Annotated in this window: 11 protein-coding genes and 1 riboswitch; of the genes, 9 read left to right on the forward strand and 2 right to left on the reverse strand. The window is 72.8% G+C overall.

What is annotated here, in order from left to right:
- Positions 1–261 precede the first annotated feature (261 nt).
- The 4 genes from ileS to I6J71_RS13750 all read left to right on the forward strand — a co-directional run bounded on the left by ileS (position 262) and on the right by I6J71_RS13750 (position 7529).
- Complete coding sequence (ileS, locus tag I6J71_RS13735) at positions 262–3432, forward strand: isoleucine--tRNA ligase (protein WP_204095064.1); 3171 nt, start codon at positions 262–264, stop codon at positions 3430–3432.
- 136 nt (positions 3433–3568) lie between these two features.
- The gene (locus tag I6J71_RS13740) at positions 3569–5215 is read left to right on the forward strand and encodes a penicillin-binding transpeptidase domain-containing protein (protein WP_204095065.1); all 1647 of its coding nucleotides are present in this window, start codon (positions 3569–3571) and stop codon (positions 5213–5215) included.
- A 43-nt stretch (positions 5216–5258) separates the two neighbouring features.
- Positions 5259–5945: a helix-turn-helix transcriptional regulator gene (locus tag I6J71_RS13745; protein ID WP_204095066.1), complete on the forward strand. Its 687-nt coding sequence runs from the start codon at positions 5259–5261 to the stop codon at positions 5943–5945.
- 105 nt (positions 5946–6050) lie between these two features.
- Entirely contained in the window at positions 6051–7529 is a 1479-nt protein-coding gene (locus tag I6J71_RS13750; protein ID WP_204095067.1) for a potassium/proton antiporter, read from the forward strand.
- A 10-nt stretch (positions 7530–7539) separates the two neighbouring features.
- On the opposite strand, the gene I6J71_RS13755 is transcribed toward I6J71_RS13750, so the two are convergent.
- A complete protein-coding gene (locus I6J71_RS13755) occupies positions 7540–9030 on the reverse strand; it encodes a PLP-dependent aminotransferase family protein (RefSeq protein WP_204095068.1) in 1491 nt (496 codons plus the stop codon).
- On the opposite strand from I6J71_RS13755, the gene I6J71_RS13760 reads away from it, so the two are divergent.
- The 5 genes from I6J71_RS13760 to I6J71_RS13780 all read left to right on the forward strand — a co-directional run bounded on the left by I6J71_RS13760 (position 9005) and on the right by I6J71_RS13780 (position 14302).
- Positions 9005–10216 (forward strand): Tm-1-like ATP-binding domain-containing protein, encoded by a 1212-nt coding sequence (locus tag I6J71_RS13760; protein WP_204095069.1) that lies wholly within the window; start codon positions 9005–9007, stop codon positions 10214–10216. The two genes, I6J71_RS13755 and I6J71_RS13760, sit on opposite strands and share 26 nt — an antisense overlap.
- A 1-nt stretch (position 10217) precedes the next feature.
- Positions 10218–11039: a phosphoenolpyruvate hydrolase family protein gene (locus I6J71_RS13765; protein WP_204095070.1), complete on the forward strand. Its 822-nt coding sequence runs from the start codon at positions 10218–10220 to the stop codon at positions 11037–11039.
- A 79-nt stretch (positions 11040–11118) separates the two neighbouring features.
- A riboswitch (SAM riboswitch) is annotated at positions 11119–11233 on the forward strand.
- A gap of 39 nt (positions 11234–11272) precedes the next feature.
- Positions 11273–12616, forward strand: a complete 1344-nt coding sequence (locus I6J71_RS13770; protein ID WP_204095071.1) for an aminotransferase class V-fold PLP-dependent enzyme — start codon at positions 11273–11275, stop codon at positions 12614–12616.
- Positions 12617–12707: 91 nt separating this feature from the next.
- Complete coding sequence (lspA, locus tag I6J71_RS13775; protein WP_239154791.1) at positions 12708–13376, forward strand: signal peptidase II; 669 nt, start codon at positions 12708–12710, stop codon at positions 13374–13376.
- The gene (locus I6J71_RS13780) at positions 13373–14302 is read left to right on the forward strand and encodes an RluA family pseudouridine synthase (protein ID WP_204095073.1); all 930 of its coding nucleotides are present in this window, start codon (positions 13373–13375) and stop codon (positions 14300–14302) included. The genes lspA and I6J71_RS13780 overlap by 4 nt, the downstream gene beginning before the upstream one ends.
- On the opposite strand, the gene I6J71_RS13785 is transcribed toward I6J71_RS13780, so the two are convergent.
- The gene (locus I6J71_RS13785; RefSeq protein WP_204095074.1) at positions 14299–15426 is read right to left on the reverse strand and encodes an AsnC family protein; all 1128 of its coding nucleotides are present in this window, start codon (positions 15424–15426) and stop codon (positions 14299–14301) included. The two genes, I6J71_RS13780 and I6J71_RS13785, sit on opposite strands and share 4 nt — an antisense overlap.
- Positions 15427–15582 lie beyond the last annotated feature (156 nt).

Here is a 15582-nt window from a genome sequence, read left to right on the forward strand (position 1 = left end):
TTGCGCACCCCGGCTAATCTGGTACCAGCAAGGTGTCGATCCGGCCATCACCGGGGAGCCTCCGGAAGAACGGGGCGCGTGCGCCCCCAGTAGAACCGGACGGGACGGCCCGTCACAGCCGACGAACGAGTGGCCTGGCAGGGAACCACGCCGGGCAAGCGGGGTGGTACCGCGTGACGCGCGAGCGTCTCGTCCCCGTGTGGGTGACCGGCAAGCGCCGGTCGTCCGTACGCGAGCGACGAACGCAAGGAGCGCACCCCGATGTACCCCCAGGCCCAGCTGGACGGAGACGGCACCGTCCCGGCCCAGCCGTCGTTCCCCGCGCTGGAGCAGCGCGTCCTCGAGTACTGGGAGACCGACCGGACGTTCCAGGCCTCGATCGACGCGCGCCCGGCCGGCGAGAACGGCGACAACGAGTACGTGTTCTACGACGGCCCGCCGTTCGCCAACGGCCTGCCGCACTACGGGCACCTGCTCACGGGGTACGTGAAGGACATCGTCCCGCGCTACCAGACGCTGAAGGGCAAGCACGTCGACCGCCGGTTCGGGTGGGACACCCATGGCCTGCCCGCCGAGCTCGAGGCGATGCGCCAGCTCGGCATCACGGAGAAGCAAGAGATCGAGGCGATGGGGGTCGCCAAGTTCAACGAGGCCTCCCGCGAGTCCGTGCTGCGCTACACCAAGGAGTGGGAGGAGTACGTCACCCGGCAGGCGCGCTGGGTCGACTTCGACCACGACTACAAGACGCTCGACCTGTCCTACATGGAGTCGGTCATCTGGGCGTTCAAGCAGCTGTGGGACAAGGGCCTCGTGTACGAGGGCTACCGCGTGCTGCCCTACTGCTGGCGCGACGAGACGCCGCTGTCCAACCACGAGCTGCGGATGGACGACGACGTCTACCGCACGCGCCAGGACCCGGCCGTGACCGTCGGCTTCCGCCTGGAGGGCAACGGGAACGAGCTCGACGGCACGTATCTGCTCATCTGGACGACGACGCCGTGGACGCTGCCGTCGAACCTCGCCACCGCCGTGCACCCGGAGGTGCGCTACGTCGTGGTGGAGAGCGAGAACTTCCCCGGCAAGCGGTTCCTGCTCGCGCAGGACCGGGTCGCGGCTTACGCGCGTGAGCTCGGCGAGGAGCCGGCCGTCGTCGCGCACTACACCGGCGAGCAGCTGCTCGGGAACCGTTACGCCCCACCGTTCCCGTACTTCCTCGGCCGCGAGAACGCGCACCGGATCCTGTCGGCCGACTACGTCACCACCGAAGACGGCACCGGCGTGGTCCACATCGCGCCCGCCTACGGTGAGGAGGACAAGGTCGTCACCGACGCGGCGGGCATCACGCCGGCCACGCCGGTCGACGCGCGCGGGCGGTTCGACGCGACCGTGCCCGACTACGAGGGCCAGCAGGTGTTCGAGGCCAACCCGCACATCGTCCGCGACCTCAAGAACGGCACGGGTTCCGCGGCACAGCAGGGCGCGGTCCTGCTGCGCCACGAGACCTACGAGCACCCGTACCCGCACTGCTGGCGCTGCCGCAACCCGCTGATCTACCGCGCGGTGTCGTCGTGGTTCGTCGCGGTGACGCAGTTCAAGGACCGCATGGTCGAGCTCAACCAGCAGATCACCTGGTACCCGGACAACGTCAAGGACGGCCAGTTCGGCAAGTGGCTGGAGAACGCCCGCGACTGGTCGGTCTCCCGCAACCGGTACTGGGGCTCGCCGATCCCGGTGTGGCAGTCGGACGACCCGGCCTACCCGCGCACCGACGTCTACGGCTCGCTCGACGAGCTGGAGCGCGACTTCGGTGTGCGGCTGGACAACCTGCACCGCCCGTACATCGACGAGCTGACCCGGCCGAACCCGGACGACCCGACCGGGAACTCGGTCATGCGCCGCGTCGAGGACGTGCTCGACGTGTGGTTCGACTCGGGCTCGATGCCCTACGCCCAGGTGCACTATCCGTTCGAGAACCGCGAGTGGTTCGAGCACCACTACCCGAGTGACTTCATCGTGGAGTACATCGGGCAGACGCGCGGCTGGTTCTACCTGCTGCACGTGCTCGCGACGGCGCTGTTCGACCGGCCGGCGTTCCGCACCTGCATCAGCCACGGCATCGTGCTCGGCTCCGACGGGCAGAAGATGTCGAAGTCGCTGCGGAACTACCCGGACGTCAACGAGGTGTTCGAGCGCGACGGGTCCGACGCCATGCGGTGGTACCTCATGGCGAGCCCGATCCTGCGCGGCGGCAACCTCGTCGTCACCGACCGCGGCATTCGCGACGCGGTGCGCCAGGCTGTGCTGCCGCTGTGGAACTCGTACTACTTCCTCGCGCTGTACGCGAACGCCGAGGGCGTGGACGGCCGGTGGCGCACGGACTCGACGCACCTGCTCGACCGGTACGTGCTCGCGAAGACCCACGAGCTCGTCACCGATGTCGAGTACGCGCTGGACAACTACGACATCGCCGGCGCGTGCCAGACCGTGCGCGATTTCCTCGAGGTCCTCACGAACTGGTACGTGCGCCGCTCGCGCGACCGGTTCTGGGCGGGTGACCGGGACGCCATCGACACCCTGCACACGGTGCTCGAGGTGACCTGCCGGGTCGTCGCGCCCTTGCTGCCGCTCACCACGGAGACGGTGTGGCGCGGCCTCACCGGCGGCCGTTCGGTGCACCTGACCGACTGGCCGAGCACGCTCGACCTGCCGGCCGACGCCGCGCTGGTCACGGCGATGGACCGCGTGCGGCAGGTGGCGTCGACGGCGCTGTCGCTGCGCAAGGCCAACAAGCTGCGCGTGCGGCTGCCGCTGCAGAAGCTGCTGGTCGCGGCGGAGGACGTGGAGGCACTGCGCGAGTTCACCGACATCCTGCGGGACGAGGTGAACGTCAAGTCGGTGGAGCTGACCACCGATGTCGCGGCGCACGGCTCGTTCGAGGTCGCCGTGAACGCGCGGGCGGCCGGGCCGCGGCTCGGCAAGGCCGTGCAGCAGGTGATCAAGGCCGTCAAGGCCGGCGACTGGACGACGAACGAGTCCGGCGCCGTCGTGGCGGCCGGGGTCGAGCTGCTCGAGAGTGAGTACGAGCGGCGCCTGGTGGCCAAGGGCGGCGGTGCGGCGGCCGAGCTGCCGGGCGGCACGGGGCTCGTGCAGCTCGACACCGAGGTCACCGCCGAGCTGGCCGACGAGGGGGTGGCGCGCGATCTCGTGCGCGTGGTGCAGCAGGCCCGCCGCGAAGCCGGCCTCGACGTGTCGGACCGGATCGTGCTCACGATCGACGCGCCGGAGGGCGTCGTGGCCGCGGTGGAGAAGTTCGAGGAGTTCGTGGCCTCGGAGACGCTGGCCACCTCGGTGACCTACGGCGACGCGCCCGACGGGTTCGAAGGCACCGTCGGCGAGGGCGTCAAGGTCCGCGTGGCGGTCGAGAAGGCCTGACGAACCGGCCTTCCCGGCGTTGATCACGAATCGGCGTCGGGAAGGCTGCTTTCTCACCTGTAACACCCCTTGTCCGTCAGCGATGGGCAAGCTGGGCCGGGTGCGCGCACGTCGCACGGTCTGGGGGAGATACGCGGTGAGTCCTGCCGGTAAGAGAGCCGTCCTGATCGGCGGCGCGGTCGCGATCGTCGCGATCGTCGTGGCAGCGGTCGTGATCCTGACCGGCGGTTCGCCGGCACCCGAGGCGGCGGCGCAGCCGTCCGATTCCGCGGCGGCCGCGGCGGGACCGGTCGCACCCGATCCGACCTCGGCCGCGCAGCTCTACCTCAAGGACTTCGCCGGCAACCAGACCGACGACGCCGGCCTGCTGACCGACGACCCGCACGCGGCGGCCCCGGCGCTGCGCGACGCGTGGTACACGCTCAAGCCGCACGACGTGCAGGCCAAGGTCGACAAGGTCGATCCCGTGGCCGCGGGCGCGGCGAAGACGACCGCGAGCTACACGCTCACGTGGGATCTCGGTCCTGGTCACGTGTGGTCCTACAGCGGCGCGTTCGACGTCGTCAAAGCCGGTGTCGACTGGCGTGTGCACTGGACGCCCGCCGTGCTGTACCCGAAATTGCAGGCCGGGCAGCGGCTCGTGATCTCGACCGCCGCGGCCGACCAGCCCGCCGTCGTCGATCGCGAGGGCAAGGCGCTGGTCATGACCGGTCCGGGCGGGGTGAACGTGGTGCCCGGCTCGAAGTTCCCGCTGCTGGCCTCCGCGCTGACCGCCGAGGTCACCTCGTCGGCGTCCGACGCCTTCGCGGTGCAACGGGTCGACTCGTCGGGCAAGGTGCTCGAGACGGTCTTCGGCAAGGTCGACACCGGGCAGCCGCCGGTGAAGTCGACGCTGAGCACCGCCGTGCAAGGGGCGGCGCAGTTCGCCGTGGACACGTACAAGGGCAAGGCCGTGATCGTGGCCATCCAGCCGTCCACGGGCGGGCTGCTCGCAGTCGCCCAGAACGCCGCGGCGGGGACGAGCCCCACCGCGCTGAACGGCCTGTACGCGCCGGGCTCGACGTTCAAGATCGCCACGGCGACGGCCGCGCTCGAAGCCGGTGTCGTCACTAAGGACTCGCAGGTGGCGTGCCCGCTCACGGCGCGGATCGGCACGCGGACCATTTCCAACGAGGGCTTCGACCTCGGCACGACGACCGTGCACCGGGCGTTCGCGAAGTCGTGCAACACGACGTTCGGCCAGCTCGCTTCGCAGCTGCCGCCCGATGCGCTGGAGAAAGCCGCGAGCCAGTACGGGCTCAATGCCGACTTCGACATCCCCGGCCTGACCACCGAGATGGGCAAGGTCGTCGCCGCGAGCGGCGGTGACGAGCAGGTCGAGGACGGCATCGGCCAGGGCACCGTGCAGGTCAGCCCGTTCGGCGAAGCGCTGATGGCCGCGACGGTGGCTGCCGGCAAGGCCGTGACCCCGAAGCTGTGGCAGGGCTCCGACGGCACCGAGACCACGGTGAACGACGGTTACCGCGCGCCGTCCGCGAGCGTGCTGGCTTCGCTGCGCACGATGATGCGCGAGGTCGTCACCGGCGGCACCGCGACCGGCCTCGCGCGATCCGGCACCGTCTACGGCAAGACCGGCACGGCGCAGTTCGGCAGCGGGGCCGAGGCCCACGGCTGGTTCGTCGGCTACCGCGGTGACGTCGCGTTCTCGGTGTTCCTGGAGGACAGCAACGACTCCGGTCCGGCCGTCACGCTGGGCGCCAAGTTCCTGTCCGAGGTGAAGTAGCGCTTCGGCGGCGGCCGAAGCATCGGGCTCCTACGGTGGGGGTATGGAAACCGTCGCGCTGGCCGAGGTGGCCGCGGTGCTCGCCGAGCCGAGCCGGGCGACGATGTGCCTGGCGCTGCTCGACGGGCGCGCGTGGACGATCGGCGAACTGGCCGCGGCGGCGCGGATCGCCGTGTCCACGGCGAGCGAGCACGTCACGAAGCTGCACGAAGCGGGGTTCGTCGCGCGTGTGAAGCAGGGCCGCCACGCCTACGTCCGCATCGCCGACCCGCGGGTGGCCGAACTGATCGAGCACCTGGCGCAGCACGCCGAGCACCGCGAGCCGGTGGGGCTGAAGGCATCGCTGCGGACGCAGCGGCTGAGCTTCGCCCGCAGCTGCTACGACCACCTGGCCGGGACCGTCGGCGTCGCGTTGCGCGAGGGCTTGATCGCGAACGGCATCGTGGACACCGCGGACGGGTTGACGCTGACGGCGGCGGGGCGTGAGGTGCTCGAAGGGCTCGGTGTCGACGTGCCCGTGCGCAGCCGGCGGCCGCTGTTGCGCGACTGTCTGGATTGGACGGAGCGGCGCGATCACCTCGCGGGCGCGGTGCCCGCGGCGATCCTGGCGCGGGCCGTCGACGCGGGCTGGGTCACACGTGATCGCCAGCGCGCGGTGCGCCTGCGGCCCGCGGCCGGCGAGCCGTTCGCCGCGCTCGGTGTCGATCTCGCGACGCTCGGTGCCGGATGAGTGTCCTAACACACCACTTCGTCCGGGTTGTCCGGTGGTACACGGACGAGTGACGAAGTCCGCCTCTCTATCCTGGAAGCCCACGGCGACCGGGAGGGGGCGGACATGGACCAGCTTCCGGTGGTGCTCGGCGTGGGCGGTGTCGTGCTGCTCGCGTCGGTGCTCGCCGTGCGCGTGTCGACCCGCCTCGGCCTCCCGTCGCTGCTGCTGTACCTCGGCATCGGCGTGGCGCTCGGCGAATCGGGCATCGGGATCCGCTTCGACAACTCGAGCCTGACGCAGGCGCTCGGGCTCGCCGCGCTCGTCATGATCCTCACCGAAGGCGGGCTCACCACGCGCTGGGCCGCCGTGAAACCCGCGCTGGGCCCCGGAATCCTGCTGTCCACAGTGGGCGTGATCGTGAGCATCGTGGTCACCGGCACGGCGCTGCATTGGCTGCTCGGCCTCGATTGGCGGATCGGACTGCTGTGGGGCGCCGTGCTCGCGTCGACCGACGCGGCGGCGGTGTTCTCGGTGTTGCGCACGGTCGTGGTGCGGCCGAAGCTCGCCGGTGCACTGGAGCTGGAGTCCGGGCTCAACGACGCGCCCGCGTACATCGCGGTGGTCGCACTCGCGTCGGTCGCCACATTGGACTGGACCCTGCCGCTGTTGGTCGTTTACGAACTCGCCGCGGGCCTCGCACTGGGTTTGCTGTTCGGGTGGCTGGGCGCGATGGCGCTGCGCCGGGCGGCGTTGCCGGCCACGGGGCTGTACCCGCTCGCGACGGTGGCCGTGTGCATCCTCGCGTACTCCTGCGGCCAGCTGGCGCACGCGTCCGGCCTGATGGCCACCTACGTCGCCGGGCTGGTGCTGGGCAACTCGCGGCTGCCGCACCGCTCCGACACGCTCTCGTTCGCCGAGGGGCTCGGCTGGCTCGCGCAGATCGGGCTCTTCGTGCTGCTCGGGCTCTACGCGTCGCCCGGCCGGATCCTCGAGGCGCTCGTCCCCGGGCTCGTCGCGGGCGCGGTGGTGCTGCTGCTCGCCCGCCCGCTGTCCGTGGTCCTCTCACTGCTGCCGTTCCGGCTGCCGTGGCGGGAGCAGACGTTCCTGTCGTGGGCCGGGCTGCGCGGGGCGGTGCCGATCGTGCTGGCGCTGATCCCGCTGTCGCAAGGCGTGCCGGGGGCGGAGCGGCTGGTCGACGCCGTGTTCGTGCTGGTCATCGTGCTGACGCTGCTGCAAGGTGCCACGCTCGGGCCGTTCGCGCGGCTGCTGGGTCTTGCGAAGCCCTCCGAAGCGCACGAGATCGAGGTCGACGCCGCGCCACTGGACGAGCTCGGCGCCGAGCTGCTGCAGGTGCGCATCCAGAAGGGTTCGAAGCTGCACGGCGTCTACGTGTCCGAGCTCCGCTTGCCCGCCGGCGCGACGGTGAGCCTCGTGGTCCGCGGCGGCCTCGGGTTCACGCCGCAGAAGACCAGCCGCCTGCAGGAGGACGACCAGCTGCTCGTGGTGACCACGGCCGGGGTGCGCGAAGCGACCGAGCGGCGGATCCGCGCCGTCGACCGGGCCGGGCGCCTCGCGCGCTGGCGCGGTGAGCTGGGGCGGTGACGCAACCGGGTCACCGCAGGGCGGCGAGGACAGGTTCGAGCTTCTCCGGCGGGTGCCACAGCGGTAGCCGCAGGTGGGTCCGGAAGCCGTCGTAGGCGGAGAACGCGGGCCCGGGCGCCAGTTTCACGCCCGCGGCGAGGGCGCGCTGCGCCAGTCGCACGGCGTCCTCGCCGGTGTCGGCCCACAGCCCGGTGCCCCCGGCCGGCCGCGTCCAGCGCCAGCGCGGGAACAGCCGGCCGAGTACGTCCACAGTGGACCCCAGTCGATCCGTGAGCAGTGTGCGGCGTGCTGCCCGGGCTTGCGTGATCTTGCGCAGCAGCCCCGCCGCGACGAGCTGGTCGACGACCGAGCAGCCGAGGTCGATCGCCTTGCGCGCCTCGGTGAGCCGCGTGATCGTCGGCGCGTCCGCGCGAAGCCAGCCGATGCGCAGCCCGCCCCAGAACAGCTTCGACGCGGTGCCGATGCTCACCAGCAGCTCCGGTGGCACGTGCGCGGCCAGCCCCGGCGCCGGAACCGGGCCGCTGAACACCAGGTCGGCGCTGCTGCGGTCCTCGACCGTGCGCAGCCCGGCGGCGGTCACCAGCTTCGCGAGCTCGGCCCTGGCGGCGGCGGGCATCCGCTCGCCGGTCGGGTTGTGCACCGACGGCTGGCAGTAGAGCAGCGCGGGGGAGCGGCGCAGTGCCGCCCGCAGGTGGCCGTGGTCGATCCCGTCCGCCGTCCAGCGGATGCCCCGCAGGCGCGTGCCGGCGCCCGCGAACGCCTCGAGCGCACCCCGGTAGCTCGGCTCTTCGACCACGACGAGGTCGCCGGGCGTGACCAGTGTGTGCGCTACGAGCCAGACGGCCTGCTGGGCGCCGGCGGTCACGAGGACCTGCTCCGGGGTGGTGGGCACGCCGTCGTCGGTGAGCAGCCGCGCGATCATGGCGCGCAGCCGCGGGATGCCGGCGGGGAAGTAGCCGTCGGTGCCGAGGTAGGGCTCGAGGTCGGCGGGGCCGAGCGCGGCGAGTGCGCCGGCCGTCAGACCGGTCCCGGGGAGGGCCCCGCTGGACAGGTCCGCCGGGGCGGGTTCGGCGCCGGTGAACGACACCAGCCGCCCGCCCGCCACGCCCGGGCCACCGGGCTGCCGGCGCCGGACGCGCGAGCCCGAGCCGGGCTCGGCCGTGAGCCGACCGCCCGCGGCGAGCTGCTCGTACGCCGTGGTCACGGTGCCGCGCGCCACGCCGAGCGCACGGGCGAGCGGCCGTTGCGCGGGCAGCACTGCGGCTTCCGGCAGCACGGCGGAGTCGACCAGCTCGGCCAGCGTGGTGGCGAGCGCGGCCGGCAGCGTCGGGCCGCAGCCGCGCCACGCGCCGAGCAGCCGGGCCAGTTCCGCCGCCGCGACCCGGTGCACGTGGACCACCTCCACCTGCCAGTTTGGACCACTTCGGCGGAAGCGGCCCATCGGTTGCGGGCCCGGCTGGGCCACCATGGCCGGCATGGCCACGGTCTGCCTCGTCGGCACCCTCGACACGAAACGCGCCGAATACGACTGGCTCCGCACCCGGCTCGAGGTCGACGGCGTGCACACGCTGCTGGTCGACGCCGGGTCCTCGGGTTCCGAGGGTGCGGACGTGCCTGCCGAGGAGGTCGCGCGCGCCGCCGGGGCGAAACTGGAGTCGCTGCGCGGCGACCGGGGCCGGGCCGTGGAGACGATGGCGCGTGGCGCGGCGGTGGTCGTGCGGCGGCTGTTCGACGAGGGGCGGGTCGACGGCGTGCTCGCGGTCGGCGGCTCCGGTGGCTCGTCGATCGCCGCGGCGGTGATGCGGGAGCTGCCGGTGGGCGTGCCGAAGCTGCTCGTGTCGACGATGGCGTCCGGCGACGTGCGCCCGTACGTGGGTGAAACCGACGTGACGCTGATGTACTCCGTGGTCGACATCGCGGGTCTCAACGCCGTGTCGACGACAGTGTTCGGCAACGCGGTGGCCGCGATCGCCGCCATGGCGCGCCGCCGCGACGAAGGCGTTCCGGTGCCGGAGCGGCCGGTGGTCGCGGTGACGATGTTCGGCGTCACCACCCCCGCGGCCGACGAAGCCCGCGCCGAGCTGGCGGGGCTGGGTTATGAGGTGCTCGTGTTCCACGCGACCGGCTCCGGCGGGCGGGCGATGGAGAAGCTCGTGACCGACGGCCTCGTCGCCGGTGTGCTCGACCTGACCACCACGGAGCTGGCCGACGAGCTCGTCGGCGGCGTGCTGTCCGCCGGCCCGCACCGACTCGAGGCCGCAGGGCGCGCGGGCGTTCCGCAAGTGGTCAGCGTGGGGGCGCTCGACATGGTCAACTTCGGGCCGGCCGACACCGTCCCGGAGCGGTTCGCTGAGCGGAACCTGTTGGTGCACAACCCGACTGTCACGCTCATGCGCACGACGCCCGAGGAGACCGCGCAGCTGGGCACGCTGCTCGGGCGCAAACTCCGGGCCGCTCGCGGACCGGTGTCGGTGCTCCTGCCTCTCGGCGGAGTGTCCGCAGTGGACGTTCCCGGCGGGCCGTTCCACGACCCGGCCGCCGACGCCGCGCTGTTCACCGGCCTGACCGAAGAGCTCGCCGGGTCCGCGGTTTCCGTGCAGCGGCGCGAAGAGGCCATCAACGACCCCGGGTTCGGGGCGGCCGCAGCGCGCGAGCTGCACCGGCTCATCGGCGAGAGGAAGTCCTGACGTGGACCGCGCGGAGGCGCTGGCCCGGCTCACCGCCGCGGTGGCCGGAGGACGACCGGTGATCGGTGGCGGCGCGGGCACCGGCCTGTCCGCCAAGGCGGCCGAGGCCGGCGGCATCGATCTGCTGATCATCTACAACTCCGGGCGCTACCGCATGGCCGGGCGCGGTTCACTCGCGGGGCTGCTGGCCTACGGCGACGCCAACGGCATCGTGGTCGACATGGCGCGCGAGGTGCTCCCCGTCGTGCGGGACACGCCGGTGCTGGCCGGTGTCAACGGCACCGATCCGTTCCGGCTCATGGGCCCGTTCCTCCACGAGCTGAAGCGCCTGGGGTTCGCCGGGGTGCAGAACTTCCCTACGGTGGGCCTGATCGACGGCGTCTTCCGGCAGAACCTCGAGGAGACCGGCATGGGGTACGGCCTGGAAGTCGACCTCGTCGCGCTCGCCCGCGAACGCGACTTGCTGACCGCGCCCTACGTGTTCGACCCGGGGCAGGCCGAGGACATGACCCGCGCGGGCGCGGACGTGCTCGTGCCGCACCTCGGGCTGACCACGAGCGGCACGATCGGCGCGCGCACCGCCGTGTCGCTCGACGAGGCCGCCGCCCGCGTGCAGGAGATGCACGACGCCGCCAAGCGGGTGAATCCCGACGTGCTCGTGCTGTGCCACGGCGGCCCGATCGCCGAACCCGCGGACGCCCAGTACGTGCTCGACCACACCGACGGGGTGGTCGGCTTCTTCGGCGCTTCCTCGATCGAACGGCTCCCGACGGAGCGCGCGATCCGCGAGCAGACGGAGGCCTTCCGCGCGGTGCGGCGGTGATCGTCTCCGTGTGAGCGCCGTCTCAGCTCACCGGACACCTCTGGCGTCCCGCCGCTTCGTTCGGTTACCTTCTGAGTCAGGTCATGAGTGCCAGCGTCAAGCCCCGGCTAGCTGGCCGGCAACCCTCCTACCGCGGTGGGGTGCCCCGGGTGAGGACCAGGCCGGTCGCGCAGCGCGACGGGCAAGCGCGGGCCCCTCGCCGGGGGTCCCCGGAACGCCGAGGAGGCACCGTCATGACTCTCGCCCTCGATCGCACCGCTGAATCCACCGAAACCGTTGGTGCGCAAGGGATCCCCGCGGTCGCCGGTGCCGCGCTGCGGGTGCCGCTGGTGACCGGGGACGAGATCGGGTACGCCAACCTCGACCACGCGGCGAGCGCGCCGTGTCTCGACGCGGTGCGCACGGCCGTCGACGAGTTCCTGCCGTGGTACGCCAGCGTGCACCGCGGCGCGGGGTTCGCTTCGCAGGTCTCGACGCGGCTTTACGAGCGCACGCGCGACATCCTGAGCCGGTTCGTCGACGCCCGCGGCACCGACACAGTGGTGTTCACCCGCAACACCACGGATTCCTTCAACCTGCTGGCGCGGTCGTTGCCGCGCAAGACTTCCGTCGTCGTCTTCGACACCGAGCACCACGCCGCGCTGTTGCCGTGGCGCGGTCCGAACGTGCACCGCGTGAGCCTGCCGCGCACGCGCCTCGCCGCGGTGTCCGTTGTGGACGAAGCGCTCGCGGCGTGCCCGGAGGGCCCGCGGCTCGTGGTCGTGGCCGGAGCGTCCAACGTGACCGGTGAGCTGCTGCCGGTGGCCGAGATCGCCGCCGTGGCCCGGAAGCACGGTGCCCGGGTGGCGCTGGACGCCGCGCAGCTCGCCCCGCACCGCCGTGTTTCCCTGCGGGAGCTCGACGTGGACTACGTGGCGCTCTCGGGCCACAAGTTGTACGCACCCTTCGGAGCCGGCGCGCTGATCGGCCGCGGCGACTGGCTGCGCGCGGCGGAGCCGTACCTGGCCGGCGGCGGTGCGACGAAGCTCGTGACCGAAGACGCCGTCGTGTGGAACACCGGCGCGGAGCGGCACGAGGCCGGCTCGCCCAACACCGTCGGGGTGTACGCGCTCGGCGTCGCGTGCGAGCAGCTGGCGGCGAACTGGGCCGCGGTGGGTGAGCACGAGGCGGCGCTGCTGGAGCGGCTGCTCAAGGGCCTGGCCGGCATCCCCGGCTGTGCCGAGCTGCGCCTGTTCGACGCCCCGGTGGACCGCGTGGGCACGGTGAGCTTCGTCGTCGATGGCTTCGAACCCGGCTGGCTCGCCGCGGTGCTCTCGGCCGAGTACGGCATCGGCGTGCGCGACGGCGCGTTCTGCGCCCACGTCGCCACCAAGCGCCTCATCGGCACGACCGGGCGCGAAGGGCAGCAGGCGGTGCGCGTGAGCCTCGGCCTCGGCAGCACCGAGGAGCACGTCGACCGGCTCGTGCTGGCGCTGCGCCAGCTCGTCGCGCGCGGCCCGCGCTGGGAGTACGCCAAGGTCGACGGCCGGTGGGCGCCGGTCGGCGACCCGCGCGAGCTGCCGCCCTTCTGCGCCTGAGTCCGCACTGGTCGGCACGCCCCGGCACTCGTGGAGTGCGTGAACGGGCGTCGGGGAGAGTGCCGGTCGCCGGGACGTGGACAATGGAGCCGTGAGCACCGAGCCCTCCTCGTCCGAACCCGGCCTGTCCGAGGCCGCCACCCAGCCCGCCGAAGCACCCGAACCGGCGGCGGCCGGTGACGCGACCCCGGCCGAAACCCCGCTCGAGCAGGCGGGCGAGTCGGCGCCGCTGCTGCCGAAGCGCCGGGTCGGGCTGGTGTTCGCGGTCGCGGTCGTGATCTGGGTGATCGACCTCGTGTCGAAGAACCTCGTGGCGGCCAATCTCGAGGGCAAGGAGCCGGTGCGCATCCTCGGCGGCCTCATCTACCTGCAGGTGATCCGCAACGCCGGCGCCGCGTTCTCCATGGCCACCGGCATGACATGGGTGCTCGCGCTGATCGCGGCGGCCGTGGTGGTCGCCATCGTGTGGCTTTCCCGCCGGCTGCGGTCCGTCGGCTGGGCGATCGGCCTGGGCCTCGTGCTCGCCGGCGCGCTCGGCAACCTCACCGACCGCATCTTCCGCGCGCCCGGCCCGCTGCGCGGCCACGTCATCGACTTCATCTCCGCCTTCGCGCCCAACGGCGAGGGCTTCGCGATCTTCAACATCGCCGACTCCGCGATCTGCGTCGGCGGTGCGCTCATCGTCCTGCTCTCGCTGCTGGGCAGGGACTACGACGGCACCACGACCCGGAGCAAGAAGAAGGCCGGGGAAGCTGCGTGAGCGCCCGGATGCTGCCCGTCCCGGACGGGCTCGACGGCATGCGCGTGGACGCCGGGCTGGCCAAGCTGCTGGGCCTTTCGCGCACCGTGGTGGCGGAGCTGGCCGAGTCCGGCGACGTGCTGCTCGACGGCAGGCCCGCGGGCAAGTCCGACCGCCTGGCCGCCGGTGGCCTGCTCGAAGTGACGCTGCCCGACCCGGCGGCGCCGGTGCAGGTCGTGGCCGAGCCGGTGGAGGGTATGAAGATCCTCCACGACGACGACGACATCGTCGTGATCTCGAAGCCGGTGGGTGTCGCCGTGCACCCGAGCCCGGGCTGGACCGGCCCGACGGTCGTCGGCGGGCTCGCGGCGGCGGGCCTGCGCATCGCGACGTCCGGCGCGGCCGAGCGCCAGGGTGTGGTGCACCGCCTCGACGCCGGCACCACGGGTGTGATGGTCGTGGCCAAGAGCGAGCACGCGTACACGGTGCTCAAGCGGGCGTTCAAGGAACGCACCGTCGACAAGGGCTACCACGCCGTGGTCCAGGGCCACCCGGACCCGATGCGCGGCACCATCGACGCACCCATCGACCGCCACCCGCGCCACGACTACAAGTTCGCCGTGGTCGCCGGCGGGCGCCCGAGCGTGACGCACTACGAGGTGGTGGAGGCGTTCCGGGCCGCGTCGCTGGCGCACGTGAAGCTCGAGACCGGCCGCACGCACCAGATCCGCGTGCACTTCTCCGCGTTGCGGCACCCGTGCGTCGGCGACCTGACCTACGGTGCCGACCCGGTGCTGGCCCGCCACCTCGGCCTCTCCCGGCAGTGGCTGCACGCCCGCACGCTCGGCTTCGCGCACCCGGCCGACGGCCGCTGGGTCGAGTTCGAAGCCGAGTACCCCGACGACCTGGCCCACGCGCTCGAGGTCCTGCGCGAGGAGAGCTACTAGCCCTCGACCGTCCAGGTCAGCGACCGCTCGTCCGGCTCGGGCCGCGGGCTCCAGCGCACCGAGACGACGCGGACCGCCTCCGGGAGGACGTACACGGTGTGGCCGCCGAGCGTCTCGCCCGGCCGCACGCCGATCTTGTGCGGCGGCCGGGAAGTCAGCGACACGGGCGCCTTGGCGACGGTCGTGCCGTCGGCCGTGACGAGCTCCAGGTAGTTGTCGGGCAGCGACGCGAACGGGATGGCGCCGCGGTTGGTGATCTCGGTGTGCACCACGACCGCCCGCTCGCCTTCTTCGAGCCGGTAGCCGGCGGCGCCGAAGAGGAAATCGGCCGGGTCCTGCACCTCGAGCAGCTGGATGGTGAGCTGCTCGCCTTCGAGGCCCTGCGCCGGGAGCGGCTCGCCGATCCGGCCGTGCTTGCCCTCGGCCGGGCCACCGCGGCGCTGCCCGTCGCCGCGCGCCCAGGACGCGGTCTGCGGCACGCCCCACGTGCTGAGCACCGGGTCCGGCGCCGGGCCGGGCTGCGCTGCGAACTGTCCGGACGGCACGCCGTACGGACCCGAGGGCGCTCCATACGGTCCCGAAGGCACGCCGCGCACCGTCCCGGACGGTCCACCGTGGACGGACGGAGCCCCACCGGAGGGCACCGGTTGTCCGGCCGGCCCTGGCGCCGAGCCCGCCCCCGGGGGCGGTCCGGAGGGCAGCCCTGTCCGGGCTTGCGGCCCGGGCCCCGCCGGCATCGCGTGCTGCGCCTGGAGCATCGGCCCGCTCGGCGGCATCCCCGCCGGAAACACTTGCCCCGCCGGCACACCGGGCTGCGGGCCGTGCGGCGCACCCGGCTGCGTCGGGGGACCGGGGCGACCGCCCGGCCCCACGACCGGCATCCCGCCCGAAGGCGGCGCCTCCTGCCACGAAGCCGGCGCCCCCGCGATCGCCGCCCGCAGCCCCGCTGGATCGCTCTCCACGCCGACCAGCAGCGGCAATCCGCTGCCGGACAACGAGACCAGCCGGTACGCGACCTCGCGCGGATCCATGCCCACCTTCGCCGCGAGGTCGTGCACGGCCGTCGTCCCTGCCTCGGCGAGGGCGGCGAGCAGGCGAACATCCACGGGATCGGTCACGGCCACCCGTTGAACGCTACCGGCCGCGCCCACCCCGGCGGGCCGGCCCCGCGCTCGCGTCGCCCGGTCCGGTGGGTGGCGCGCGGTCCGCGGACCCCGCGTGGGTGAGTCACCGCGAAACCGCGGGAGCGGCCGCGGCGCCGCGTGACCGGAACGGTTCGA

It is taken from the genome of Amycolatopsis sp. FDAARGOS 1241, from assembly GCF_016889705.1.
Classification (GTDB): Bacteria; Actinomycetota; Actinomycetes; order Mycobacteriales; family Pseudonocardiaceae; genus Amycolatopsis.